This is a genomic window from Nitrososphaerota archaeon (genome assembly GCA_029785825.1).
In the GTDB taxonomy this organism is placed as follows: domain Archaea; phylum Thermoproteota; class Nitrososphaeria; order Nitrososphaerales; family Gagatemarchaeaceae; genus UBA183.
Genome location: JAFLYY010000001.1, coordinates 351211 through 373632 on the forward strand (window position 1 = coordinate 351211; position 22422 = coordinate 373632).

At 62.1% G+C, this 22422-nt stretch carries 30 protein-coding genes and 1 tRNA gene; 12 read left to right on the forward strand and 19 right to left on the reverse strand.

The genetic code is table 11. The annotated features are described in order from the left end of the window. The first annotated feature begins 39 nt into the window (after positions 1-39). Both JRN21_01870 and JRN21_01875 read left to right on the forward strand, forming a co-directional pair. Positions 40-2463, forward strand: coding sequence for a M1 family metallopeptidase (locus JRN21_01870; protein MDG6988053.1), 2424 nt, complete (start codon positions 40-42; stop codon positions 2461-2463). Between the two features lie 30 nt (positions 2464-2493). Further along, a complete protein-coding gene (locus JRN21_01875) occupies positions 2494-3156 on the forward strand; it encodes a hypothetical protein (GenBank protein MDG6988054.1) in 663 nt (220 codons plus the stop codon). Between the two features lie 213 nt (positions 3157-3369). Here the strand turns inward: JRN21_01875 and JRN21_01880 are convergent, their stop codons facing one another. The 6 genes from JRN21_01880 to JRN21_01905 are packed head-to-tail and all read right to left on the reverse strand — an operon-like array spanning position 3370 to position 7817. Beyond that, the gene (locus JRN21_01880) at positions 3370-4005 is read right to left on the reverse strand and encodes an NAD(P)-binding domain-containing protein (protein MDG6988055.1); all 636 of its coding nucleotides are present in this window, start codon (positions 4003-4005) and stop codon (positions 3370-3372) included. After that, positions 4002-4688 (reverse strand): heavy metal resistance protein CzcA, encoded by a 687-nt coding sequence (locus tag JRN21_01885; GenBank protein ID MDG6988056.1) that lies wholly within the window; start codon positions 4686-4688, stop codon positions 4002-4004. Before JRN21_01885 ends, JRN21_01880 begins: the two co-directional genes overlap by 4 nt. Further along, a complete protein-coding gene (locus tag JRN21_01890) occupies positions 4685-5455 on the reverse strand; it encodes an energy-coupling factor transporter transmembrane protein EcfT (GenBank protein MDG6988057.1) in 771 nt (256 codons plus the stop codon). The genes JRN21_01885 and JRN21_01890 overlap by 4 nt, the downstream gene beginning before the upstream one ends. After that, complete coding sequence (locus tag JRN21_01895) at positions 5428-6240, reverse strand: ABC transporter ATP-binding protein (protein MDG6988058.1); 813 nt, start codon at positions 6238-6240, stop codon at positions 5428-5430. Before JRN21_01895 ends, JRN21_01890 begins: the two co-directional genes overlap by 28 nt. Next, the gene (locus JRN21_01900; GenBank protein MDG6988059.1) at positions 6237-7082 is read right to left on the reverse strand and encodes an ABC transporter ATP-binding protein; all 846 of its coding nucleotides are present in this window, start codon (positions 7080-7082) and stop codon (positions 6237-6239) included. Before JRN21_01900 ends, JRN21_01895 begins: the two co-directional genes overlap by 4 nt. A gap of 27 nt (positions 7083-7109) precedes the next feature. After that, positions 7110-7817: a hypothetical protein gene (locus JRN21_01905; GenBank protein ID MDG6988060.1), complete on the reverse strand. Its 708-nt coding sequence runs from the start codon at positions 7815-7817 to the stop codon at positions 7110-7112. A gap of 59 nt (positions 7818-7876) precedes the next feature. Here JRN21_01905 and JRN21_01910 point away from each other — a divergent pair, with 59 nt between their 5' ends. Further along, entirely contained in the window at positions 7877-8587 is a 711-nt protein-coding gene (locus JRN21_01910; GenBank protein ID MDG6988061.1) for a CTP-dependent riboflavin kinase, read from the forward strand. On the opposite strand, the gene JRN21_01915 is transcribed toward JRN21_01910, so the two are convergent. Continuing rightward, entirely contained in the window at positions 8547-8969 is a 423-nt protein-coding gene (locus tag JRN21_01915) for a CTP-dependent riboflavin kinase (protein MDG6988062.1), read from the reverse strand. The two genes, JRN21_01910 and JRN21_01915, sit on opposite strands and share 41 nt — an antisense overlap. A 77-nt stretch (positions 8970-9046) precedes the next feature. Between JRN21_01915 and idi the strand changes: the two genes are divergently transcribed. Next, complete coding sequence (gene idi, locus JRN21_01920; protein MDG6988063.1) at positions 9047-9580, forward strand: isopentenyl-diphosphate Delta-isomerase; 534 nt, start codon at positions 9047-9049, stop codon at positions 9578-9580. Here idi and JRN21_01925 read toward each other — a convergent pair. Genes JRN21_01925 through psmA form a run of 9 tightly spaced genes read right to left on the reverse strand, consistent with a single transcriptional unit; the run spans position 9577 to position 15172 of the window. Next, positions 9577-10581 (reverse strand): DHH family phosphoesterase, encoded by a 1005-nt coding sequence (locus JRN21_01925; GenBank protein ID MDG6988064.1) that lies wholly within the window; start codon positions 10579-10581, stop codon positions 9577-9579. The genes idi and JRN21_01925 overlap by 4 nt on opposite strands. A 13-nt stretch (positions 10582-10594) precedes the next feature. Continuing rightward, entirely contained in the window at positions 10595-10975 is a 381-nt protein-coding gene (locus JRN21_01930) for a prefoldin subunit beta (GenBank protein ID MDG6988065.1), read from the reverse strand. Positions 10976-10998: 23 nt separating this feature from the next. Further along, the gene (locus tag JRN21_01935) at positions 10999-11232 is read right to left on the reverse strand and encodes a hypothetical protein (protein ID MDG6988066.1); all 234 of its coding nucleotides are present in this window, start codon (positions 11230-11232) and stop codon (positions 10999-11001) included. Continuing rightward, positions 11204-11428, reverse strand: a complete 225-nt coding sequence (locus JRN21_01940) for a transposase (GenBank protein MDG6988067.1) — start codon at positions 11426-11428, stop codon at positions 11204-11206. Before JRN21_01940 ends, JRN21_01935 begins: the two co-directional genes overlap by 29 nt. Continuing rightward, entirely contained in the window at positions 11428-12231 is an 804-nt protein-coding gene (locus JRN21_01945; GenBank protein MDG6988068.1) for an exosome complex protein Rrp42, read from the reverse strand. The genes JRN21_01940 and JRN21_01945 overlap by 1 nt, the downstream gene beginning before the upstream one ends. Before the next feature lie 6 nt (positions 12232-12237). After that, positions 12238-12993 carry an exosome complex exonuclease Rrp41 gene (locus tag JRN21_01950; GenBank protein MDG6988069.1) on the reverse strand — a complete coding sequence of 252 codons (756 nt, stop codon included), beginning with the start codon at positions 12991-12993 and terminating at the stop codon, positions 12238-12240. 2 nt (positions 12994-12995) lie between these two features. Then, positions 12996-13661: a S1 RNA-binding domain-containing protein gene (locus tag JRN21_01955; protein ID MDG6988070.1), complete on the reverse strand. Its 666-nt coding sequence runs from the start codon at positions 13659-13661 to the stop codon at positions 12996-12998. Between the two features lie 8 nt (positions 13662-13669). Continuing rightward, positions 13670-14410, reverse strand: coding sequence for a ribosome assembly factor SBDS (locus JRN21_01960; GenBank protein MDG6988071.1), 741 nt, complete (start codon positions 14408-14410; stop codon positions 13670-13672). Between the two features lie 15 nt (positions 14411-14425). Further along, complete coding sequence (gene psmA / locus JRN21_01965; protein MDG6988072.1) at positions 14426-15172, reverse strand: archaeal proteasome endopeptidase complex subunit alpha; 747 nt, start codon at positions 15170-15172, stop codon at positions 14426-14428. Positions 15173-15285: 113 nt separating this feature from the next. Between psmA and JRN21_01970 the strand changes: the two genes are divergently transcribed. The 3 genes from JRN21_01970 to JRN21_01980 all read left to right on the forward strand — a co-directional run bounded on the left by JRN21_01970 (position 15286) and on the right by JRN21_01980 (position 16704). Continuing rightward, entirely contained in the window at positions 15286-15873 is a 588-nt protein-coding gene (locus JRN21_01970) for a gamma-glutamyl-gamma-aminobutyrate hydrolase family protein (GenBank protein ID MDG6988073.1), read from the forward strand. Beyond that, positions 15874-16266 (forward strand): Mov34/MPN/PAD-1 family protein, encoded by a 393-nt coding sequence (locus tag JRN21_01975; GenBank protein MDG6988074.1) that lies wholly within the window; start codon positions 15874-15876, stop codon positions 16264-16266. A gap of 258 nt (positions 16267-16524) precedes the next feature. Continuing rightward, positions 16525-16704: a hypothetical protein gene (locus tag JRN21_01980; protein MDG6988075.1), complete on the forward strand. Its 180-nt coding sequence runs from the start codon at positions 16525-16527 to the stop codon at positions 16702-16704. 18 nt (positions 16705-16722) lie between these two features. Here JRN21_01980 and JRN21_01985 read toward each other — a convergent pair whose 3' ends face one another. Further along, on the reverse strand, positions 16723-17097 hold the full coding sequence (locus JRN21_01985; protein ID MDG6988076.1) for a hypothetical protein: 375 nt from the start codon (positions 17095-17097) through the stop codon (positions 16723-16725). Positions 17098-17172: 75 nt separating this feature from the next. Next, positions 17173-17745 carry a hydrolase gene (locus JRN21_01990; GenBank protein ID MDG6988077.1) on the reverse strand — a complete coding sequence of 191 codons (573 nt, stop codon included), beginning with the start codon at positions 17743-17745 and terminating at the stop codon, positions 17173-17175. 187 nt (positions 17746-17932) lie between these two features. Here JRN21_01990 and JRN21_01995 point away from each other — a divergent pair, with 187 nt between their 5' ends. The 5 genes from JRN21_01995 (at position 17933) to JRN21_02015 (ending at position 20668) form a co-directional block, all read left to right on the forward strand. Then, entirely contained in the window at positions 17933-18346 is a 414-nt protein-coding gene (locus JRN21_01995) for a DoxX family protein (GenBank protein MDG6988078.1), read from the forward strand. Between the two features lie 88 nt (positions 18347-18434). Continuing rightward, positions 18435-18854 carry a hypothetical protein gene (locus JRN21_02000; GenBank protein ID MDG6988079.1) on the forward strand — a complete coding sequence of 140 codons (420 nt, stop codon included), beginning with the start codon at positions 18435-18437 and terminating at the stop codon, positions 18852-18854. 77 nt (positions 18855-18931) lie between these two features. After that, positions 18932-19768 carry a deoxyribonuclease IV gene (locus JRN21_02005; GenBank protein ID MDG6988080.1) on the forward strand — a complete coding sequence of 279 codons (837 nt, stop codon included), beginning with the start codon at positions 18932-18934 and terminating at the stop codon, positions 19766-19768. Positions 19769-19810: 42 nt separating this feature from the next. Beyond that, positions 19811-19918, forward strand: a tRNA-Lys gene (locus tag JRN21_02010). A gap of 405 nt (positions 19919-20323) precedes the next feature. Continuing rightward, positions 20324-20668 carry a hypothetical protein gene (locus JRN21_02015; protein MDG6988081.1) on the forward strand — a complete coding sequence of 115 codons (345 nt, stop codon included), beginning with the start codon at positions 20324-20326 and terminating at the stop codon, positions 20666-20668. 155 nt (positions 20669-20823) lie between these two features. Here the strand turns inward: JRN21_02015 and JRN21_02020 are convergent, their stop codons facing one another. Continuing rightward, positions 20824-22422: a DUF790 family protein gene (locus tag JRN21_02020; GenBank protein ID MDG6988082.1), complete on the reverse strand. Its 1599-nt coding sequence runs from the start codon at positions 22420-22422 to the stop codon at positions 20824-20826.

The window sequence follows — 22422 nt, forward strand, 5'->3', positions numbered from 1 at the left end:
AAGCGGGTCGCCGGGGCCCTTTGGCGCTGGTAACGGGTCATGGAGATTCTCGCATACGATCTGAACCTGGACATCGACTTCCGGAGGGCCTTTGTGAATGGCGAGGAGGTCGTGGAAGTGAAGGGCGCCAGGAACCCCTTCGCACTGGACTGCTCGGGACTCGAGGTCAGCGGGGTGACAGTCGACGGGAAGGCCGCCCGGTTCAGGGTGGACAAGAAGCGCTCAAAATTGATGGTATCCGGGGTCCCTCCAAGGACCTCGAAGGTCCGGATTTCCTACTCGAAGCAGGTCTCTGACGAAGTGATATTCGGGCTGTACAAGTCTAGGTACGGCGGCGACTACATCCTCGCCACCGACCTGGAGCCAGCCGAGGCCAGGACGGTCTTCCCCTGCGTCGACGAGCCTTCATACAAGGCCGTCTTTCGGCTTCAGATAACGACCGACTCCGGGCTGAATGTAGTGGCGAACACCCTCGCCGAACGGGTTGAGGAGGCCGGTCCAGGAAGGACGAGGCACGTGTTCGAGGACACCCCCAGGATGTCCACCTACCTTTTCTTCTTCGCCATCGGCGACCTCGAGGAGACCAAGACCCGCGCAGGCGGGGTCGAGGTGATAACGGCCACCAGGCCCGGTCAGGCTGCCAACTCCCGGTTGGCCCTGAAGATGGTCGCGGGGTCGGTGGAGGACTTCGCCCGCTACTACGGGGTCCCGTACCCGCTGAAGAAGCTGCACGTCGTCGCCCTCCCAGAATACCACACGGGGGCCATGGAGAACTGGGGAGCCATCTCGTCCCGGGAGAGCTACGCCCTTGTCACGGAGGACAGCGCGTTCGCCCAGAAGAACCGGGGAGCCATGTCGATGGTCCACGAAGTCGCGCACCAGTGGTTCGGCGACCTCGTGACCATGAAGTGGTGGGACGACCTCTGGCTGAACGAGAGCTTCGCCACCTTCATGGGGTACAAGATGACTGACAGGCTCCGCCCTGAGTGGGACACCATGAGCGTCTTCCTCAGAGATGAGACGTTCGCCGCCCTCCACCTCGACGCCATCAAGACCACCCATCCGGTCCAGGCGCACGTGAAGAAGGTGGAAGACGCGATGCACATGTTCGACATGATCAGCTACAACAAGGGGGCGAGCGTCCTCCGGATGCTGGAGTCATATGTCGGGGAAGAGAGATTCAGGAAGGGCGTCTCTGACTACCTGAAGAGGTTCAGCTTCTCCAACGCTTCAGGGGAAGACCTCTGGGCGTCGCTTGGTAAGGCGTCCAACCTCCCGGTCAAGGGAGTGGCAAAGGCCTGGCTGACGAGGCCCGGGTACCCCGTAGTGAGCGTCAGGTCCTCGGGAAAGAAGCTCCTGCTCACCCAGAAGAGGTTCATGATCACTGGAAGCGTCTCTGCCCAGCCGTGGCCCATCCCCACCACCCTCAGAGCGGGAGGCAAGGACACCACGATCTTCTTCGACAAGAAGAGCATGGAAGTCGAAGCCGGCACGGATCACGACGTCCTCCTTAACGTGGGGAGGAGCGCGTTCCATGTCACCCTCTATGACAAGGGAGGGTACGAGCGCCTCGCGAAGGCCTTCCCGGGTCTCAGCCCCCACGACAGGGCTGGAATCATCAGCGACCTCTACCTCTTCCTCCAGGCGGGCGAAGTGGACCCAGACCTCTACCTCCGTTTCATTGCCCTCTGCGGAGAGGTTCCGGACCCCTTCACGGCAGAGGTGGCGGCCGAGCAGCTTGATTCCCTCCACATGATCGCCTGGGACTCCGAAAGGCTTCAGAAGGTCTATCCGAAGTTCTACCCTCCCCTCATAGAGTCGATTGGCGAGGACCCCCGGCCAGGCGAGCCGGTCTCGGTCGGGGCTGCTAGGGAGGCGCTCACTTCGCAGTATGTGGAAATCGACGACGCCTACGCTTCGAGGCTGGCGGAGCGGTTCGACCGCTATTCCAGCGTCGACCCCAACCTGAAGGCGGCGGTAGCCCGAGCCTACGCCATCGCCAACGGGGAGAAGGCAAAGGGACCGCTCATAGACATGGTGAAGTCCATGCAGGGGGAAGTGGACAGGGCGAAGATCTATGGCGCCCTCTGCTCCTTCAAAGACCCGGGGCTCATCGAAGAGACGCTGGACCTCGGGATAAGCGGCAAGGTGAGCCGTTCGGACTCGGCCTATCCGATGATGTACGGGATCCGGAACCCCGCGGCAAGGGACCTCTATTGGGACTGGCTCGCAAGGCACTACGACGGCATACTCGATATGTACGGAGGGTCGCAGCAGTTCTACCTGTACATGGGCCGCCTGCTCCCCATCATCGGGGTGACCAGGGAAGCGAAGGTGAAAGAGTTCCTTTCCGGGAGGCGCATGAAGCAGGGCGGGTCCAGCCTCGTCCGGGCCCTCGACCTCCTCTCGATCACTTCAAGCGTCCGCGCCCGGCTGGTCGGCAAGTCCCGCGGCCGGAACTAGAGTTAAGAGCACCGTGGGGCGCGCCCGCACATGGACTCCGACGATGTCACATATCGGAAGAACGTGAGGAACATGTCGGTGGTCCTCGCGGCCATAGTCCTCACCATCTTCGCCGCTCTGTTCGTCCCTCCGTACTTCGCCTCCCCCAACGTCTTCCAGACCTCCGTCTCGGTCGCCACTCCTTTCGGTTTCTCGCTGAACCTCGCTCTCAACTCCACTTCCGCATCCCCGGCGGGCGGGGTCCTCCTTACAGGATGGCTGAACAGCACGGAATCCTCGGTCAACAACGTCACGGCTTCCGTCTCCTGGGCTTTCCCCCCGACCGGCCTTTGGCTCGGAACCGACCGGTGCACAGCCGGGTGGCCCCTGGGGATAGGGGTGATGCAGGGGCACTACACCCAGGACAACTACACCCTGGGGTCCCTCCTCCCGTTCATGCAGCCGCTCGTATACTGCCCCGTTACTGCTCCGCCGCAGTTCTTCCTGCTATACCCTCACTCCTCCGAGGCGCTGGCGGTCATCGGAGGGAACCCCTTCAGATGGGTCCTGAACGATTCGCTTCCGTTCAGTTCGTCCTCCCTCGCCCCGGGCGCCCTGCGCTCTACGGTCTCTGGTTTGCCCCCTGGGGTGTACACGGCCGTCCTAGCCGACGAATGGGGGGACGTGCTTACAGCGAACTTCCGGGTGACCTGACGCGTCGGACCTGGCGGCGATGAAGGAAATGGTAGTAGGCGGCTCTAACAGATGCCCGTAGGGCTACTTGGGCTCCCTGGACTCCCGGGGCATGATCACGCGGTCCGTCGCCCAGACCGAGTCGAAACCCCACCTCTTCGCAGACGCCGGAGATCTCCAGCAGCTCCCGGGCGCTGATCTTGTCGCCGTAGTCGGGGAGGCTGTAGCCGAACCTCACCTGCTGCGCGCCCTTCCAGATACGAACCTCGTAGCGAGGCTCCCGGTGGCGTTCAGCCTGGCTAGGTTCAGCAGCAGTGGGGTGATGGCTTCCACGCCCCTGGCCTGGGAAAGAGGCCCTGCATTGAGCGGGCGGAGGTTCGGTATGCTCCTCACCAGCCCCGCGGCGGCTTCGAAGGTAGGTTCCGAGTCCGCAGCCACCAGGACGTCGATGGGTGCCACTTCGTCAGCGTCAAGGATGCTCCAGGGGATGTGGTTGAAGCCCGTCGCAAGCCTGCTCTCGGGGAGCAGCCTGGCGAGCTCCTCGGCGGCGGACCCTTCGCCCAAGGCGAGCTCGAAGAGCCCTCCGCTGAGCCGCATGGGGTTCACAGCCGAAACGACGAGCTTCCCCGAAAGCGCCTTCCTCAGCGGCGCGGCCAGCATCAGCGCAGGGTACGGGATGGCGAAGACGGCTGCTTCTGCCCCGTCCGACGCCTCGGCGTAGTCCGCTCCTTCCGCTCCCGGGATAGCCCCGGCAGCGTCCTTAGCCCTCGCCGGGTCCCTCGACCCGATCGTGACCCTGTTGTTACGTGAGAGCTGCCTGGCCAGGGCCTTCCCCATCTTCCCTGTGCCGCCTATGACTGCGACCTTCATCCCTCAAGCCTCGCCTGGGGAGTCTCTTCCTGGCGCTTTGAATACTTCGCGTCGAGGACCTCCTTGATCTTCTCGGCCCTTCTCCACCCGAGGCCCTGGGTCATGGCAAGCTCTCCGGACGTGAGCCCCATAACCCTCCGCGGCGTCTCATATTTCGCTAGGAGCCTCTCTGCGAGCTTCCTTCCAACCCCCGGGAGTGACGACACGAGATACAATTGCTGCCGAGGGACGTCCTTGGCCTTCAGGGACGCCACGGCCGGCATCATCGAGAGCGGCTTCGCACGCGCGTGGGCCAGGAGCTCGGCGATGGCAACCGCGGTCTCAGCCCCGTTGGCCGTATAGATCATCCTCAGACCGTAGGCCAGAGTCACGTTGGCTATCGCCCCGTAGAACGACTTCAGGTTCTTAGTCAGGGATTCCACCTCCTTGGAGTCCCCTTCGACAAGCAGGTAAGGCTTCGCGAAGCTGGCAGCCATCCTGGCCGCCTGGGAGAAGATCCGAGAGTCATACACTGACGAGACCAGGTCCCGAACCGCCTTCCTCTCCACCGCTATCTCGGGGTTGAGGACGTAGTCTCCGACGGTCAGCCTGCTGTAGTAGACGCGCACGTTGAGCTTGGCGAGCTCCTCGGGGACCCCGCTCGCCCGTTCCCTCTCGTCGGCTACCACCCTGGCGGGTATCACGGGAAGTGGAGGGGGAGGATGTAATAAAAGGAGTAGGCGGCGAGCGCGAAGACCAGGACTGCCGCTGCGCCTACAGCGACGTCCCGCCTTCCGGCTCGGTACGCCACCAGCGACGTCGGCCTCGGCACTGCTCCGTATGCCCTGGACTCCATGGCCTCGGCCAGCTCCCCGCTCCTCACCACCGAGTTCACCACCAGGGGTATCAAGATCGGTATCATGTTCCTCACCCTCTTCAGGATGTTCCCTTTCTCGAGCTCGAGCCCCCTGGACTTCTGCGCGTCCATGATCTGAATCGTGTCTAGCATCATGACTGGTATGAACCTCACGGCGGTCACAAAGGCGAAGACGACGTCCCTGGGGAACCGGAACGTCTTCATCACCTGCTCGAGCTCGTCCGGTGAGGTGGTGATGAAGAACAAGCTCGTCGACACCACTATGGCCACGAACCGGGTGGCATACAGGGTGGACGAGGCCAGGTCCCTCGTAGCCAGCATGTTGACGCCGAAGATGAACGCCGAGAAGAGAGCTGTGAACGCCATGGTCCTGAGGACCCTCTTCAGCACCGTGGCGACGGCGGCCACAGCCACCATGATGGCGATGACGATGACCATCTCGTAGACCGCCTTTACGAGGAAGGTAGCGACGAACATCAGCAGGGAGATCAGGAGCTTGACCCTGGGGTCGAGCCTGTGATAGGCAGATGTCCCCCTCCTAAAGATGAACCCCCCGCTTATCCACATCATGGCCGCATCCCCCCTCCCACCCACCGCCGCGCCTCCAGAGGATCCACGAATGGTTCCTTTGGCCCCTGGCCGAGCCAGTGGTGGAACTCCACCAGCTGCGGCTGGGCCACCCTCGCCGACTCGAGCAGCCCCCTATCTTGCATCACCTCCGAGGCCGGTCCATCTCCCACAACCTTCCCCCCCTTCATGACCACCACCCTGGGCTGAATCGGCCAGAGGAATTCGATGTCGTGGGAGACCACCACCACAGTCTTGCCTGTCGACCGGAGCATCCGTATGGTTCCGGCGAGCTTCTCCTTCTGGATGGAGTCCTGCCCGACCGTCGGCTCGTCCAGTATCACCACCTGGGGGTCCCAGGCGAGGATGCACGCGAGGGTGAGTCTCTTCTTCTCGCCCCCGCTGAGCACCAGCGGAGACGACTTCCTGTACTCCTCGAGCCCGAAGAGCTCCAGCCCCCAGGACACCCTGTTCTCCACCAGGTCCGGCGAGAACCCGAAGTTCCTGAGGGCGAACGACATCTCTTCCTCTACGGTCTCGGAGAAGAGCTGATGGTCCGGGTTCTGGAACGCCACCCCCACCTTCCTCGAGAGCTGGGCCGTGCTGGAAGACCTCGTGTCCGCCCCGTCCACGAGAACCCTCCCCGACGCCGGCTTTAGCAGCCCGGTCACGTGCTTCACAAGTGTCGTCTTTCCGGCACCGTTCTCGCCCACGATCGCCACTGTCTCCCCGGCTCCGACCTCGAGGGTGACCCCGTCCAGGGCCCTGACCCCGTTCTGATGGACGAACGTTACGTCATCGAACCGGATCATCCGAGGGCGCCCCTCACAGCCGTAGCGAGCTCCTGAGGCGACATCAGGTGGTCCCCGCGCACGGCGCCGTCGTCGGTGAGCATCTTCTGCACCTTCGTCACAGCGGGGACGGAGACCCCGTAGCTCTCCGCCTCGTCGCCGAAAAGCACTTCATATGGGGACCCTTCAATGACCTTCCTCCCTGCGCTCATCACGACCAGCCTGTCCGCGTGCTTCACCAGCAGGTCCAGCCTGTGCTCTACGACCACGAATGTGGTCCCGAACTCCTTCCTCAGCTTCTCGACCAGCTCGACCAGCTCGGAGGCTGTCTTTGGGTCCAACAGGGACGTAGGCTCGTCAAGGATGACCAGCCTCGGCCTCATGGCCAGCACCCCCGCCAGGGCCACCCTCTGCTTCTGGCCGTCAGACAGTTCGTGGGGGGCGCGCTGGGCGAGGCTGGAGATGCCCAGGAGGCTGACGGCCTCGTCGACCCTCTTTCTCATCTCCGCTCTCGGGACCCCCAGGTTCTCGAGGCCGAACGCCACGTCCCTCTCGACGCTGAACATGAAGATCTGGTTCTCAGGGTTCTGAAAGAGGAACCCGACAGTCTGGGCGAGGTCGCGCATGCTGGACCCTCTGACGCTCGTCCCAGCGACGAGGACGTCCCCGGAATAATCTCCGCTGTACATGTGGGGGATAAGTCCGTTGACGGTCCTGAGGAGGGTGGACTTCCCGCACCCCGATGGGCCCGCCAGGACTACTATCTCTCCCTCGGGGATCTCGAGATCGAAGTCCGAGACCGCCTTCCTCGGAGAGTCAGGGTACTTGAAACTCAGCCCGTCTATCTTGAGGATCTCAGCCATCCCGTCACCCTTGGGTCTCGGAGGCGCTCAGTGAGAGGGCGCCCTGTCCGCCAGCTTCCCCTGGGGTGCTCCCCCGTCGTTGACCATGGAGGCGAACCAGGGGGTCCGCCCCGCGAGCCTCAGGCGCGGGATGGCGGGGACCCTGATGACAAGATACGACACCGCCATAACCATGACGAGCTGGACCACGTTGAACAACGCCGTGAACGCGAGGACCACGACCAGGACGTCCGAACCCGTGAGTGGGACCCCTATGGCCGCGAACGGGGCGCGGAGGAACCCCTCGATTGCGGGGAGCCCGTAGAGGAAAGCGATGAGATAGAAGTTGGGGACTGTCATCACCGCCGCCCTGAGCAAGCACCCCATGGCGGTGCTCCACCCCGTCAGCCTGGACAGGGTCGCCCCTCCGCGGGCCGCGATTCTGGCGCCCAACCAGAGCCCCGCGACGGTCGAAACCAGAGCGAACAGCTTCAGCAGCGGGCCCACCGGAATCGCCTGACCGAACACCATCAGGCCTGCGAACTCGACCACCGAAGAGACTAGGGCTGGAACCGGCCCGAAAATGAAGAAAGCGAGGATGATGGCCACCTCCCCCACGTCGAACTGGAGGTACGGGATGAGAGGGAAGTTCAGTCCCAGGGCCTGGGATGCGCCCGCGAGCAGGATGGCGAGAGCGCTGAAAACGGCGCTCCCGGCTATCGACGTCGTGTCTAGCCGGCCCCTGGTGCTCTGCACGCTCGAGCGCCGAAGGAGTTAATCTTTTAACCGTTTGGTAGCTACCATCCTACTTGTAGATGAAAAGGCGCGGGAAGTCGGGGGCGGAGCGCCTCACCACCCTCCTTCACCTGGTCAAGCTCGGGGCGGTAGGGTCCTTCGCCATGGTGCCCACGCGGAGGCTGGGGGACTCGATTGGGCTCAGCCAGCAGGCCGCCTCCCTCAGGCTTGCCGACCTCGAAACTGCGGGGCTGGTCGAAAGGGCTCGCCGCGGGCGCGGGGCAGCCGTAAGACTGACCGAGTCGGGGCTGGACGCGGTAGAGACCTTCTTGGCCGAAGCCGGAGCCAACCTCGGCCGGGGGAAAGCTCAGCTGGAGTTCAGGGGGGCCGTCTTCAGCGGTCTGAAGGAAGGCGCCTACTACGTCTCGCTCGAGGGCTACGCCCCAGGGTTCTCCAGTGCCCTCGGGTTCGTCCCCTTCCCCGGGACTCTGAACCTCCGCCTGACCAGCCAGGCGATGGTGGAACAGCGCCGACGTCTGGACCTCATGAGGGGGGTGGAGATACCAGGCTTCGCCGACGGCAGGAGGTCTTATGGTCCGGTCAAGTGCTTCAGGGCGAGGGTCGGCGGGAGGCGGCCGGCCGGAGTCCTCGTGATCGAGAGGACCCACTATGACAGCTCTGTCCTCGAGGTGGTCTCCCCGGTCGGCCTGAGGAGGTCGCTGGGGCTGAAGGACGGCGACGAGTGCTCTGTCACCGTCTATCTCGGCGAAGGCTGGGTGCGTCGACGGTGAACGACACGACGTCCCCGTCGGCCAGGCCCAGCTTCCCTCTGAGGAACGCGGGCGAGATCAGCTCTGCGACCGTCTCGTTATAGTAGGTCACGTCTATGAAGAGCAGCGTGATCTTCTCCCCCATCAGCTCCCCGTCGTAGCACGTCAGGGAGCTGAAAGACTCCCCCCCGAGGTTGAACCCGTCTACTTTGACCCCGTCCCCCGACCGCAGATCCCTGAGCCTTTCGATGGTCCCAGGCTCTTCCAGCTTCAGGTTCAGGGTCCCAGGGTAGGGGGCGTATCCGAGGCGCTCGGCGAACCTCCTCTGGTACTCTGGGTGCCCCACGTAGTACTTCCCCTTCCCCATCCCGCTGAAGACCCTCCCGGTCGCTACGACGCGCATCTCCTAAGGCGCTTCCAGGGCGGGGATAAAAAGCAACGATGGGCTTAACTAGAATCTTCCCGGCTAGGAGGAAGGGAATGGCCGACAAGGAGATACTCATACTTGTGGACGACGAAGACAACGAGCTCGGCACCGACACCAGGGAGAACTGCCACGCCGGGAATGGGAGGCGCCACAGAGCCTACACTGCCTTCCTCTTCCACAACGGCAAGATGCTCCTTCAGCAGAGGAGCGGGAAGAAGCTGCTCTGGCCCGGGGCCTGGGACGTCTCTTACACGAGCCACGTCTTTCCGGGGGAGAGCTACCAGCAGGCCGCGTCCCGTCGGGCGCAGCAGGAGCTGAAAGCCACGGTGGGGCCGCTGACCGACGTGCACTCGTTCGTGTACTTCGCACCGCAGGGGGCGAACGCGGAAAACGAGTTCTGCCGGGTCCTCATCGGTGACTTCGACGGGAAGGTCACGCCTAATCCGGAGGAGATGGCCGCAGTCAAGTGGGCCACGGTCCCGGAGGTCTCGGCCGACCTCAAGGCGCACCCAGGCTCCTACACCCCGTGGTTCAAGCTGTCTTTCGAGGGGTTCCTGAAGAGCCCGGCGGCTCGCAGGTACGTCTAGTCCAGCTTCCTGACTTCGCCCAGGAGCTCCCCGACCCTCTTCATCGTCGCCTCCACGGTCTCGTCCTCCTCCGTCTTCGTGGAGAAGGATGCCGCCGTAGGGTGCCCCCCGCCGTGCCCTCCGAGCCTGGACGCCATCTCCTCGGCCACCTTCGTCCCGAGGTTCACCCCCGTCCGGTCGAGGAACCTCTGCGTCGACCTGAGGCTCACCCGGGTCTCACCGTCTGATTCGCCTCCCACCACCGCCAGATCGGCGCCGAGGTATACGAGAGCCCTGGCGACGTGCGCCTGAAAAGACCCGATGTGGCTGGACGCCACCACCCACTCCCCGGCCTTGTTGATGGAGAGCCTCTGGGCCCCCTTCAGCTTCGCTAGGACCTCCCCGTAATCAGGCTCAGAGCGAAGCTCCTTCCTTGCCAGGGCCAGATCCGCCCCCATGTCCATGAGCTTCACTGCGACCCTGAGCCCCGAGGGGCTGGCGATGGCCAGGTGAGACGAGTCGAAGAGGAGCGCCTCCAGCAGGGCCTGCGCCGACTCCGCGTCAGGCTTCGCGCCGGCCCCCTCGTATATCCCGAAGACCACCTCGGCCGCCGAGGTCGCAGCCTCGTTGACCACGGCCCTGTCATAGAGCCTGGTCGCTCGGGCGGGGTGGTGGTCCACCAGCACCCTGACCCCTGCGCTCGACGCCATCTTCCCCTTCCAGTCGCCCAGGAGTTCCTCGTCACCCACGTCCACGGCCACATAGAGGTCGAAGTCGCCATCCCCCTTCACCGCCGCGGCGTGCTTGAACCTGACGCTCAGCTTCTGGGTGAGGGTGGTCATCCCCCCAGGAGTCCCGATGACGACTTCGCACCCGGGGGCGAGGGACTCTATCAGGCGGGCGATGGCGAAAGCCGAGAGATAGGAGTCGGCGTCGGCGTTCCTGTGGCAGACGACTGCCGCCCTGTGGAGCGTTCCGATTTCGGCGAACGGGAACCCTTTCGGCCCCGCGTCAAGAGTCAACGGCGGCCACAGCTCAGGCGTCGCCGGGGGGCTGCGCCGGCGGGGGCCTCGTCTTCACGGCGTCGTCGATCTTCCCCTGCAGGTCCTTCAGGGTCTCTCTGAACCTCGACTCCTGCTTCGCGAGCACCATCTTCCTAGTGCTTGCCAGCTCCTTCTTCTCGTTGAGTTCCTTCAGCACGTCCCCCTTCTTCACCTTGACCAGCAGGTTTCCTGCGAACTTGTATACCGCCTCTGAGTCTGACGCCTTCCCCAGTTCCTCCAGGGCCTTCTCGGTCTCGCTCAGTTCCATCTCGACCTGCTGCTTCTGGGCAAGCACCGCCTGCAGGTTCTGCTGGGTCTGGTCATATCGCGCTAGCTGCTCCCTGAGGAGGGGCGGAAGCTCAGGCTGGCTCAATTTTGACCCAGCGACCTCGGTCTCTACTTAAAGCCTTTCGAGCCTGGGGCCCTGATCAGGTCGAGGAGCGCCTTTGTCTTCTCGGCGGCCTCCCTGGGTCCGTCCCCCCTGATCTCTAGTTCGCACGCAGTCCCCTTCGCTTTGGCCCCGGGGAACGACTCGATGACCTTCTTGAGGGACGCCCTGTCAGCCCTGAAGGCGACGCTGACCCGGACCGACGCTATCGGTCTACCTTGCTTTCGCTTGGGCGAGTTCATAGGCGCCGCCCGCTACGGTGTAACCGCACGACTTGCACTTCCATATCCCTGAGGATGTCCTCGCCAGCTTCATGCTGGAACAGGCGGGACATTCCCTTGCCTGCTTGAGCGTCCTGAAGACCCTGGCGTACCTCTTCCTGAGGGTTCCCCCGTACTTTGCGCCGAGACCTCTGACGGCCTCCTTCGCCTTCGGCACTACTTCGTCGCCTCTAGGATGCGGGCCCTGACGTCCCTCCCCACCCTGATGGCGATGTCTGCCGCTTCAAGCACCTGTGCGGGGGTGATGGTGCTCGCCTCGCCCTTCTGGGTCGCGCAGACGTTCCCGCCGTCTTCGGTCGTTATGGTGATTCTCATGTCCATGGACGCCTCCTCCTCGGCGCTCGGGTCGACCACCATCCTCTCGCCTATCCTGGCGAAGGTGACTGACACCGGGGTCTTCTTGACGGGGACTGGGACAACCTCCTCCGTGGCCTCCACCTTGTCGTCCTTGACCTTGAGCTTCTTCATCTTCGCCGTCTTCAGGGCGGCTACCACGGCGTAGCTCACCGCGTCGAACAGGTTCCCGTCGACGTTCATGACGTTGAAGTCGCAGAAGACTGAGATGACGGTCTTTCCGGGGATCAGGCTGAGGTCCTCCAAGGCTATCATCTTGGACTCGCGCACCCCCCTGTCCACCACCCTCGCGAGCTCTATCGCCTCTGGGCTCGGTGGGCCCGCCTCCGCGTAAGGCGAAGACATAGGGAGTATCTCACCGTTGACCATGAGGATCCCCTTGTCGGGCGTGTCGGGGAACGGTATCCCCGTGGCTACCTTCACCCCGGCAATCACTTCCGTGTTCCCAAGGGTAACCCTGGCCGAGCCGTTGGCCTTCGGGATGACCCCTGTCTCCACTTTCAGCTCCCTCGGCTGGTCGAGCGCCCTCTCGTCCAGCCGCTTCCCCGCAGCCAGCAGCTGAACCATCTGGGCCTTCCGTATCGTTTCGACTACGTAGTTCTTCATCGACATCTACTCGGCTACCTCTTCTACCTGGGTCACCTTCGCCTCGCCCCCAAAGAACCTCGCGTTGAGTGCCTCCCGCTGCATCCCGTACACTTCTTTCCCTTTCTGGATGGCCAGCTCGAACGCCTTCTGGAACTTCTCCCGCGAGTAGACCCCGTCCACCTGCAGCAGAGACACCACCCCCAGGTTGGGGAGTATCGCGACCGGCATGTCGCCGTCCCCTTCCTTGTCTTCGGTGTCGTCCAGGTCAGCCACCACTTGGCCGTTGATCATGCCGCAGGAGCACCCGACGACCAGGTCCCTCATGTTGATCCCAGCGTCCGCCAAGGCTAGCGAGGCTGCGGTTATCCCCGCCACCCTCGACCCTCCGTCAGACTGGAGCACCTCGACCCACACCTCTATCGCCGTCCGAGGGTAGTCCTCCACAACAACAGCGGGCTCCAGCGCTTCCCTCATCACCTTCGAAATCTCGATCTCCCTTCTGGAAGGAGCCGGGTTCTTCCTCTCATCGACGGAGAAGGGGGCCATGTGGTATCTGCACCTGAGCAACGCCCTGTCAGGGAGCACTTGGTGCTTCGGATGCACCTCTTTCGGCCCGTAGACGGCTGCCATTATCTTGTTCTTCCCCCACTCGATGTACGCCGAGCCGTCGGCGTTCTTCACCAGTCCCACCTGGAGCTTTATGGGCCTCAGCTGGTCCCACTTCCTGCCATCCCGACGGTTGCCTTTCTCGTCGATTAGTTTCGTTTCACCCTTTGCCATCTCTATTCCCCTCCAAGGACCCCTTCGACTCTCGTGGTAAGGTCGGCGGCGTGGGCCTCCTCTTCCACGGTCCTGATAGCCTTCACGGCCTTCGTGATCCCCTCCGGGGTCCCGGATACCACGACCACTCCGTTCTGGCCGACCTTGACCTCGGCCCCGGTCCTCTCACTGATCAGGTTGATCATCGCTCCCCTCTTTCCAATTAGTCTGGGCACCTTCGTGGGCGATATCTTAACGATTTCTCCCGAGTCTATCTTTCCGTATCCCTGCCCCCTGATGCTGAGCTGCGGGTCCCTCGACCTTTCGAACGACTCTATCCTGGTCCCGATCATGTCTCCGACCTTGAACTTGCTCGACAGGTCGTGCGTCGAGGGGGAGAACTCTCTCCCGAACACGAAAGACGCGGGAAGGAACCCATCGAAGCACGAATTGATGTCCACCACCCACCCGAAGCCGTTGACGTCCACGACCTTCCCTATCACCTCGTCGTCGGCCCGCGGAAGGTACGGCCCTGTGAGAGGGTTCAGCTTGACTTCGTCCCTCCCCACCTCGGCTAGCCCCACCCGGAGCGCGACATACTCCTCGCCCCTCTTCTCGATGTAGCTGCCGTATCTGTAGTTCCCCTTGGCTATGACGTCCCCGGGGATTACCTGTCTTCTCTCGATCATTGGCATCTCTATTTCACCACTGTGACCTGCGCCGCTCCCTTCGTCGTCGAGCCCAGCCGGTCCAGCAGGCCGGGCTGTCCGCCAGCCGGTATTTCTACTATTGCCGAGAGGGTCCCATCGGCCAGCCAGTCCTCCTTCATTATCTCGCCATAGGCCTTCAGGACGCCGATGGCCTGCCCCGTGTACTGGGCCGCAACCTTGACCTGAAGCCGGACCTTCTCAGACTTCAGGGGAAGCAACGTCCTCAGGGCTTCCACCACCGCTTTCATCTGCTCGTTAGGGTCCTGGAACGGGTCCACGGACACGCGCGCTTCCTGCATCGCCTGGTCGATCCTCGTAGGGGGGTGCGGGAGAAGGGTCCGCGGGTCGACGAAGTTCTTGGAGATAGCTGCGATGATGGCCTTCCTCTTCTCCTCCGTCAGCCTCTTCCTCTGCTCCTGGGTGAGGTTTAGCTCCCCGCGCTTCAGCACCTCCAGGACCGCCTTGGCGTGGTCGTCGGTTCCGAAGTGCAGTTTCAGCTTCTCTGTGCTCGCCCTCAGCCCCTTCCGGGCGTCGGAGTAGACTTCGTCCGTGACTATCACGGCAGAGGGCTCGACATTCCTCCCTTGCTTGAACGAAAGCGCGGAGTCGGGATTCACTAGAATCTCGTAATGCTCTCCCGCGATGGTCAGCCTCACCGTTGTGAACTTGGACGCTTCATGGGTCCTCGGCTTGAAGTTCCCTCCGCCGTACCCGAACCCACCGCTCATCGATGCCGACGCTTCTCAGGAGCTCTTGGCCGGGGGCTTGTCTGACTTCGTCTTGGCGTTGGATGCGCTCTTCCCGATCTCCTGCTCAGCGAGGCGCCTCCACTTCTTCGAACCGGCTTCCACCACGGCTGCCTTTATGTGGGCTGTCCCGATCTTGTCCTCGCTCACGAGATAGATGCATTCGATGGCAAGAGTGACGGCTTCTTCCAGGCTCAGGTCTGGCGAGTAGTTCTTCTCCAGGTAGTCGTTCACCTGGTCGCTCCCCTGGCCTATGGCTATGGCATGGAATCCCGAATAGGTCCCGGTCGGGTCAGCCAGATACACCACGGGCCCCTCCCCGTCGACCCCCGCTATGATCAGGGATACGCCGAATGGCCTGACGCCTGCATACTGAGTGTACTGCTGGTTCATGTCGGCGATCCTCTTGGCTATGGCCTCCACGTCCACAGGCTCGTCGTAGATCAGCCTGTTGCTCTGCGCCAGGACCCTCGCGCTGTCGACCTGGATCCTCGCATCCGGGATGTAACCAGCCCCGACGGCCCCGACGTGGTCGTCGATCTGGAACATCTTGATGACGGAGTCGACGTTCTGAAGCTTCCTTTGCTTCTCTTCCACGGCCAGCACCACCCCCTCTTTGGTCTGGATGCCGACAGCCAGGTTTCCCCTCCTGACGGTCTCGAGGGCATATTCCACTTGGTACAGCCTGCCATCGGGCGAAAAAATCGTGATCGCCCTGTCATATCCTGCCGAAGGTGCAAACATTTTCTTCTAGTTGCTCCTTTTTGCCCAACGAATTCAGTCGCCTTTTAAACTGTTCTGAGAACTTGCGCGATTCCGCGAAGGTTCATATCAAGATGTTCCCCTCCCGAAACGGAATGCCAAAGGTCCTCGTGGTGAACAACTACCCCGCGCGGGAACGGGCCGGGACGCTGCAGTCATGCGTCGAGGGGAACGGGGGCGCGGTGACCGCGGTCGGGTGGGGGGACGCCACGGCCCCCCTGTTCGACTCGTTCGACGGCGTCGTCCTCAGCGGCTCACCCGACATGATGACCGAGGGGAGGACGGAGTCGAAGTTCTCGAAGGAGAGAGAGGCGATCCTGGAGTCGAAGGTCCCGATACTGGGGATCTGTTTCGGTCACCAGCTGGTGGCCCGCGCTTTCCAGGCCGAAGTGGTGAAGGACAGAAAGCCGGTCCAGGAGATGGTACGGACGACCGTCCTCGCCGAAGATCCACTCTTCGCCGGTCTCCCGAACTCTCTCATGCTGCTAGAGTCGCGCCACGAAGTGGTGAGGGCCCTCCCGGGCGGGTTCACACTGTTGGCGAAGAGCGCGACCAGCGCCATTGCCGCAATGAAGAGCAGGTCCCGCACCATCTATGGAGTCCAGTTCCATCCGGAGCGCTACTCCGTAGACCACCCCGAGGGGAACGCCGTGCTGGGAAACTTCGTGGGCATGCTGAAGTAGGTGGGTGCACTGGCCGTAGAGAAGGTCGTCTTCCAAAAGAAGGTGGTCGACAGCCTGTTCAGCTATTCTGCCATGGCCTACCCCAACGAGGGGATACTTCTCCTGAGAGGAAAGTCGAAGAAGGGCGTCGTCGAGGTGACGGGAGTCGTGGTCCCCCCGCTCGCGGCCCATGGAGCCGCGTTCTCCTCTTTCAACTGGTGGATGCTCCCCGTGGACCTTTCGTACCTCGGGGTGGCTCACTCCCATCCTTCGGGGAACTTCAACCCCTCGCACGAGGACTTGCTCCACGCCACGGGGAAGATCATGGTGATCATGGGGTACCCCTACGCCACTGTCGACAACCTGGGGGTCTACAACCACAAGGGGGAGAGGATCCCCTTTGAAGTAGTGTGACTGACGTGAACCCAGGGCTTCATGGATGATACCGGCCGGGGAGGCGTGGCCCTCCACGGGGCTCTTCCCGCTTTCAGCCGGCTGAAGTAGGCGCCCCGCCTACCGTCTTGACGCTGTTCTCTCCGGGTCTGTCCTCCCCACGTCTCATCTGTTCCGGCGAGGGTCGCCCCAGGCATGGAAGCCGGCGGCTGGCGGCTCCCAAGGTCGTGCTACATGAGACGCTAAGCCTTAAATCGTCTCATCGAAGGGACACGTTTCATGAGCCAATACACGAAGGGGCAGTCGTGGGGCGCGCTAAAGAAGGCCTGGCGCGGCTACAAGGTGGCCAAGGTCCAGAAGAACGCGGAGGACATGAAGAAATACGCCGAACGCATCAGGACCCTCCAGAGTGAGCTGGGCCTCGTCCAAGCGAAGTTCCCTGAGCTAGGCCTCAACTAGGCCTAACTCAGTCCTCTTTTAGCGGGCCAGGTCTGAATGGTTCGTTATGATCTGGTTCCTGAGGTCCTGAGCCTGCTGCAGCGTGAAGTCGGGTTCGGCCGAGACCAAGACTAGCTTCTCTCCGAGGTAGAACGTCATGATGTTCAGCCTCTCTCTCTTGTTGAAGGTATACTGGTTCTTCCCGAAGTAGCGGTCCCACGTCCTGTCGTTGTTGATTTGGATGGTTATGCCCGCTATGAGCCTGATGTCCTCGCTCTGGGGCTCGAGCGAAGGGATCCCCTTTCTCATCCCTCCCGCGACCTGCCTTCCGGACTGGTCGAGGATCTGGGCCGACCTCACCCTCCTGTCGAACTTGAATATCTCAGTGATTATCTTGTCCCACTGGACCTGCAACATTACGTTTCTTTCAGCGGCATGCGGTGAGATATAAGCGAGACCCTGAGCTTCATGCTGGAAGACCCGGCGGCCTCAGTCCAAGGCGTCCAGGATCTCCTGAGTGCTCCTTACTCTGCCTATCCTCTTCAGAACGAACTCAATCGCGTTCCTGTGGGCCTCGGCTGAGCGGTCGGACATGGCGTCTTCTGCGAATATCTGCTGGAACCCGTACTCGAAGGCGAACCTCGCGGTGCTCTCGACCCCATAGGTGGTGGAGATCCCGCAGAGGACTATTGTGTCCACGCCTCCTCTCCTCAGCCTGAGTTCCAGGTCAGTCCCGTAGAACGCGCCCCACTGCCGCTTTGTTATCACCACGTCCGAGGGGTCGGGACCTAGCTCGGGGACGAAGTCGGCCCAGTCCGGGGGCATCTGACCACGCGAGGGGAAGGGGGTGTCGGACTGGGTCTGGAGGGCGGTCCCCTTCGACTGGGTCACATGGACGAGGAAGACAGGCATCCCCCTCTCGCGGAACGCCTTGGCGAGCTTCGCCGCGTTGGCTATAACCGCCTTCGAGTCGTGGGGCTGGGCATCCATCCCCGCTATGCCCTTCTGGAGGTCGATCACCACCAGGGCCGTCTTCGAGCTTCCGATCGTGAATGTGCTCAACGACCTTCCCGCCGGACGGCCTGTAGAAATCCTCTTCTGTGTTGATCCGCCGGTCCGGCGTCGCGCCCGGCTTCCCGAGACGAAAGGACCGCGCCCCCGCTGAACGACGGGACGCCCTGATATGGTGCGCGACCACGACCAGAGCAAGTTTTAAGAGCTAGTCTCAGGATGCTACCAACATCGCTCCATGTCTTCTCTGATAGACGCAGATTACGCGGCCCTCCTCTTGAGGGTGTTCGTGGGGGCGGCATTGATAGCCCACGCAATGCCCAAGGTGAAGGGAGGCTGGGGGACCCAGGCAGGCATGTGGATCGGGTCGATGGGGGTCCCGCCCGTGGCAGCCAGGCTCGTGACCGTCTTGGAGTTCTTCGGGGGCATCTTCCTCATCGTCGGTTTGATCACCCCTGTGGTCGCCGGCTTCTTTGCCATCCAGTTCGCGGCAATCATAGCCATGAAGGCGACCAAGATGAAAGCAGGGTTCATGGGTGCGGGCGACAAGCCCGGCTATGAGCTCGACTTCACCTACCTACTGCTGTCTCTGGGGATATTTCTCCTCGGATCGGGGGCTCTGTCCGTGGACGGCTTGCTCCACATACTCTAGCCGCAGCGCCGGTTCTTGTCGAATCATCATAACGGACTTGTTGATAGTGTTTGACTCAGGCTCTGAAGTGCCCTGACCGACCGTATCAATGTCAGCAATGGTCCTAGAAATCGCCGAACTGCTGCTTGGCACTTGCGTGGGCGCGATTGTCGCGGTCTACGCGTCATCCAAGGGCTATCTGGGACACCGGAGAACGAAGGTCGCGTCAATCACAGTCCCGTCCACGGCGAGCTTCGCCGCGACGACTGAACAGGCCAAAGAGGTCCCGACTGCGGCAGCACCTGCCGCGACAGAGCCTGCCCCGTCACCCACACCAGCCCCATCACATGCCATCTATGAGACGGTGCAGCCGGCTCCAGCGCCCGTGACGTACGCGGCGCCGGCGGCGACGTCATTCAGCTCCCCTACACTCGCAAAGAAGCCGACGCGGACCTACAGGCGCAGGACGGCTCCCGTGAGGAGCTCATCCGGTGTCAAGAAGACCCTGTCCAAACCCAAGAAGCGCTGAGCGCGAAAACCAAAGCAAGAGCGTGGGTTCATAAACCCACACTCTGCCTCTTTTGATGTTCTTTGACGACAGAGCCGATGGTGGGCCTCCACATCTCAGCTGCCGGCTCCCTGGACCTCGCCTTCGACAGAGCTTCCGAGATAGGTGCGACGACCTTCCAGATATTCACCAGGAACCCAAACCAGTGGAAGTTCAAGCCCATCCCGGATGAGACCGTCGCAGCTTTCCGGCAGAAGCGGAAGGAGTCTGCCTTCGGCCGGGTGGTTGACCATATGCCCTACCTCCCGAACCTGGCTTCATCCGAAAAGTCTACCATGAAGATCAGCAGGTTCACCCTGGGAGAGGAGTTGAAGCGGTGCGACGCCCTCGGGATAGACTATCTGGTCGTCCACCTCGGAAGCCATCTAGGGAGAGGGGCCGCCGTCGGGGTGGCCAACATAGCGGCCGCGTGTAACGAAGCGCTCGCCGGTAGCGACGGGAAGACTACGATTCTCTTGGAGAACATGGCGGGCCAGAAAAACTGCGTGGGAGCCAGGTTCGAGGAGATAAGGGGGATACTGGACAAGACGACGGAGCGTTCGCGGGTCGGGGTCTGCGTTGACTCCTGCCATCTGTTCGCCGCGGGGTTCGACCTTCAGAGCGAGGAAGCGGTCGAAGGGACCCTCGGCCTCTTCAACGAGATAGTGGGGTTCGAGAGGCTGAAGGTCATACACCTGAACGACTCCAAGGGGCCGCTGGGGAGCAGGCTCGACAGGCATGAGAACATCGGGGAGGGGAAGATCGGGAGGAGCGGGATCAGGGCTCTGCTGCACTATCCGGGGGTGGGCGAAAGGCCGATCATAATGGAGACCCCATATGAAGACTACAAGGCCATGGACAAGAGCATCAGGCTCGTCCGGGCACTTCTGAGATAGCTCGATTGGGTAAAATACACGGCCTGACCCGCTGGGTGACGCGGGCCCGTAGCTTAGTTCCAAAATTGGAGAGAACTCAGGCAGAGCATCGGGCTTTTAACCCGAGGGTCAGCGAAGGCCCCTAAACGGGTTCGATTCCCGTCGGGCCCGCACTCACCCGAGGTCGGTTCCCGGCACTTCTTCCGTCAGTTCCGGGTTCCAATGTGTTGATGAATAATCTGTGCGGACGTTAAAAATACCACGGTCGCCGAATAATCACCGAGATATAGCCCGTATTCAAAAAGCTGGAAGTCACTTACTTCCTGGTTGACGACGGCTGGGTTATTGTCCCGGGAGACACCTCCAATAGACGACAAGTTTACGTGGGCCGGGTCCATCTTATCACCTTGTAGTCCCGCGGATCAACGTTCCTATAGGGAAGTGGGCTGTTGAATAACCCAGTTTGATGGGCGCGCCTTTTCCCCTTCGGACACCTCGACCGTCCCTCGTCTTGACCTACGCCCTCGCCGACAGGAACATGTTGTACACCGACGCCTTCAGGAGAGGAGGAGCTCGTTGACCATGTACTTCCACTTCACAGACGTCACGTGCTCCCTTAAGGCGCTCTTGAAGGACGATATCACCGACTCCACCCTCCATCTAGGGGTGGAAGAGGTACGGCCCGAAGAAGTACCCCCGGCGGGAGGCACGCTCGTCTGTCAGAGGTTCGCGGGATGGACTGGGAGCTCCTCTTCGGACCAGCCGACCGGCTCGACAATGATCATTTCTCCGGAGTTCATCACGGCGCAGTGGAGCACGGACAACACACTCCTCTTCGCGGCTGTCGGGGGTGCTCTGGCAGGAGCGGCCGTGGTCGGCTTGTTCGTCTTCAGATTGAGGAAGAAGCTGACTCCCTCGTGACGGTTTCGTTCGTTATTAGCCTAGCCGGGTCTATTCCCCGATGAGCGTCGAGTCCGATGGGACCGAACGTGTCCAGAGGAAGCTCGACCTGGCTGTCAGGCAGATCTGCATCTGAACCGCCCATTTCTGGTTTTCTTCAGCCGGTCGAATCTTCCCTAGGCCGTGCCTTCCGACGCTTCAGCCCTGCGTTTGGATATCCTGACTTTCTCCACCTCCATCCCGGTCCAGATCGAGACGTACCCCAGGGCGTCCAGCACCTTCTGCCTATGCTCCTCTCTTACCCCCGATGCCCCGATAATCCTCAGGGCGTCGACGAGCATCTCGACCCCCGCGAGCTTCGCGTCTATCTCCCCCAGCTTCGCCTTCGAGACGAAGAGGTCCCCGGCCCTCACGTACCCGTCGGCGTCGAAACCCGCCAGGGCCAATCTCAGCGACTCCAATGAGACCCCTTTCTCCTTTGCAATCTCGCTGAGGCTCACGACGTCCTCATCGAGGACGATGTCTTCCTTCCTGATCGCCCCCGCCTGCACCCTCAGGATGGACGCCTCCCTCTCCTTCAGGTGCTCGATCACAGGCTTGACGGGGACCTCTTTCTTGTAGTAGACGACCACCGCCTTCCGCCTCAGCCTCTCCACCTTGGCGCAGGCGAGGCTCTCGTCCACCGCTATAATCATATCAACGCCAGCGACCGACTCCAGCTTGTCTAACTTCCTCTCCAAATAACCGGGGGTCCAGAAGCCCACCACCTCCAGGTAGACCTTCGCGCCATCCTTCTCGAAGCCGAAGTCTGGTATCAGGACGTGCCTCCCCGCGATGAGAGGCTCGGGCTCCCTCTTCACCGACCACCCCGAGCCATAGGATGCGAAAGACTTCGCGAACCTCTCCTCCACCGAGCTGTCGTAGAGCTTTGTAGTGGGCCCGCCCCAGTCGTCGGACGTGTCTATCTTTCCCTTCAGCTCGCCGCTCTCCGTCTCGAAGATGTAGACCCTGTTCCCCCTGCTCCTCGAGAGTATCTCGGCCTTGATCCTCCAGGTGTCTGAGGCTGCGATCATGGGGAGGAGCTTCGCTACCGACGTGCCGTACCTGTCAGTCAGCTTGAAGAGGGAGAGGGGGCCGTCCAGGGAGACAGTGTACCCGCCTCTGCCATCGCCGCCGTTGTCGCCCTTCTCCACAGAGTAGATCAGACCGAACCTCTTCACGCCCCGGAAGATGTTCTTCCAGTTCCCAGAAGCGGAGAACTCGACCCTGAGCGACTTGAAGAGGAGGGTCTGGGTCAGGGAGAGGTTGTACCTCCTGAGGAGGAGCCCAGAATCGAGTGGTTGGAAGTCTTTCAGCACCAGCTCTTCGTCCAGGTCGCTGTAGATGGTCCTCTCGAGTGCCTCTTCTGGGATGCCCAGCTTCGCTGCGACTGTGCGCACGACCTCCCCCCTCTCTTCTACGCTCGTCACCCTCTTCCTGCTCGCTTCCTCGAAGACAGCCATCCGCGCCTGCATCGGGTCCACCGCGCCCTCAGCCTTGAAGACGCACCTCCTCTCGAGGAGGGCCGCCAGGCCCCTGACCAGCTTGAAGTCGTAGCCTTCCCCTTCCGCCTCGGCGAGCCTATCAATGAGCTCCCCTTTCCTCTTCCCTACGGAGTCGCGGTAGACGCCGGTGACCCTCTCGGCGAGGGCCAGCGTATCCGCGTCGAGGCCGACGTAGAGGGGGTTGATCTTCCCCCTGGAAATCTTGGCCCTCAGCAGGTTAGACGGGAGCAT

Bases quoted from the DNA above. Each gene is read 5' to 3' on its own strand.
- JRN21_01945 (MDG6988068.1), bottom strand. From the start codon at position 12,231: ATGAAGAACTACGTAGTCGAAACGATACGGAAGGCCCAGATGGTTCAG.
- JRN21_01870 (MDG6988053.1), top strand. From the start codon at position 40: ATGGAGATTCTCGCATACGATCTGAACCTGGACATCGACTTCCGGAGG.
- JRN21_01895 (MDG6988058.1), bottom strand. From the start codon at position 6,240: ATGATCCGGTTCGATGACGTAACGTTCGTCCATCAGAACGGGGTCAGG.
- JRN21_01910 (MDG6988061.1), top strand. From the start codon at position 7,877: ATGAAAAGGCGCGGGAAGTCGGGGGCGGAGCGCCTCACCACCCTCCTT.
- JRN21_01935 (MDG6988066.1), bottom strand. From the start codon at position 11,232: ATGAACTCGCCCAAGCGAAAGCAAGGTAGACCGATAGCGTCGGTCCGG.
- JRN21_02000 (MDG6988079.1), top strand. From the start codon at position 18,435: ATGTCAGCAATGGTCCTAGAAATCGCCGAACTGCTGCTTGGCACTTGC.
- JRN21_02020 (MDG6988082.1), bottom strand. From the start codon at position 22,422: ATGCTCCCGTCTAACCTGCTGAGGGCCAAGATTTCCAGGGGGAAGATC.
- JRN21_01995 (MDG6988078.1), top strand. From the start codon at position 17,933: ATGTCTTCTCTGATAGACGCAGATTACGCGGCCCTCCTCTTGAGGGTG.
- JRN21_01915 (MDG6988062.1), bottom strand. From the start codon at position 8,969: ATGCGCGTCGTAGCGACCGGGAGGGTCTTCAGCGGGATGGGGAAGGGG.
- JRN21_01960 (MDG6988071.1), bottom strand. From the start codon at position 14,410: ATGAGCGGTGGGTTCGGGTACGGCGGAGGGAACTTCAAGCCGAGGACC.
- psmA (MDG6988072.1), bottom strand. From the start codon at position 15,172: ATGTTTGCACCTTCGGCAGGATATGACAGGGCGATCACGATTTTTTCG.
- JRN21_01950 (MDG6988069.1), bottom strand. From the start codon at position 12,993: ATGGCAAAGGGTGAAACGAAACTAATCGACGAGAAAGGCAACCGTCGG.
- JRN21_01875 (MDG6988054.1), top strand. From the start codon at position 2,494: ATGGACTCCGACGATGTCACATATCGGAAGAACGTGAGGAACATGTCG.
- JRN21_02005 (MDG6988080.1), top strand. From the start codon at position 18,932: ATGGTGGGCCTCCACATCTCAGCTGCCGGCTCCCTGGACCTCGCCTTC.
- idi (MDG6988063.1), top strand. From the start codon at position 9,047: ATGGCCGACAAGGAGATACTCATACTTGTGGACGACGAAGACAACGAG.
- JRN21_01880 (MDG6988055.1), bottom strand. From the start codon at position 4,005: ATGAAGGTCGCAGTCATAGGCGGCACAGGGAAGATGGGGAAGGCCCTG.
- JRN21_01955 (MDG6988070.1), bottom strand. From the start codon at position 13,661: ATGATCGAGAGAAGACAGGTAATCCCCGGGGACGTCATAGCCAAGGGG.
- JRN21_01970 (MDG6988073.1), top strand. From the start codon at position 15,286: ATGCCAAAGGTCCTCGTGGTGAACAACTACCCCGCGCGGGAACGGGCC.
- JRN21_01980 (MDG6988075.1), top strand. From the start codon at position 16,525: ATGAGCCAATACACGAAGGGGCAGTCGTGGGGCGCGCTAAAGAAGGCC.
- JRN21_01900 (MDG6988059.1), bottom strand. From the start codon at position 7,082: ATGGCTGAGATCCTCAAGATAGACGGGCTGAGTTTCAAGTACCCTGAC.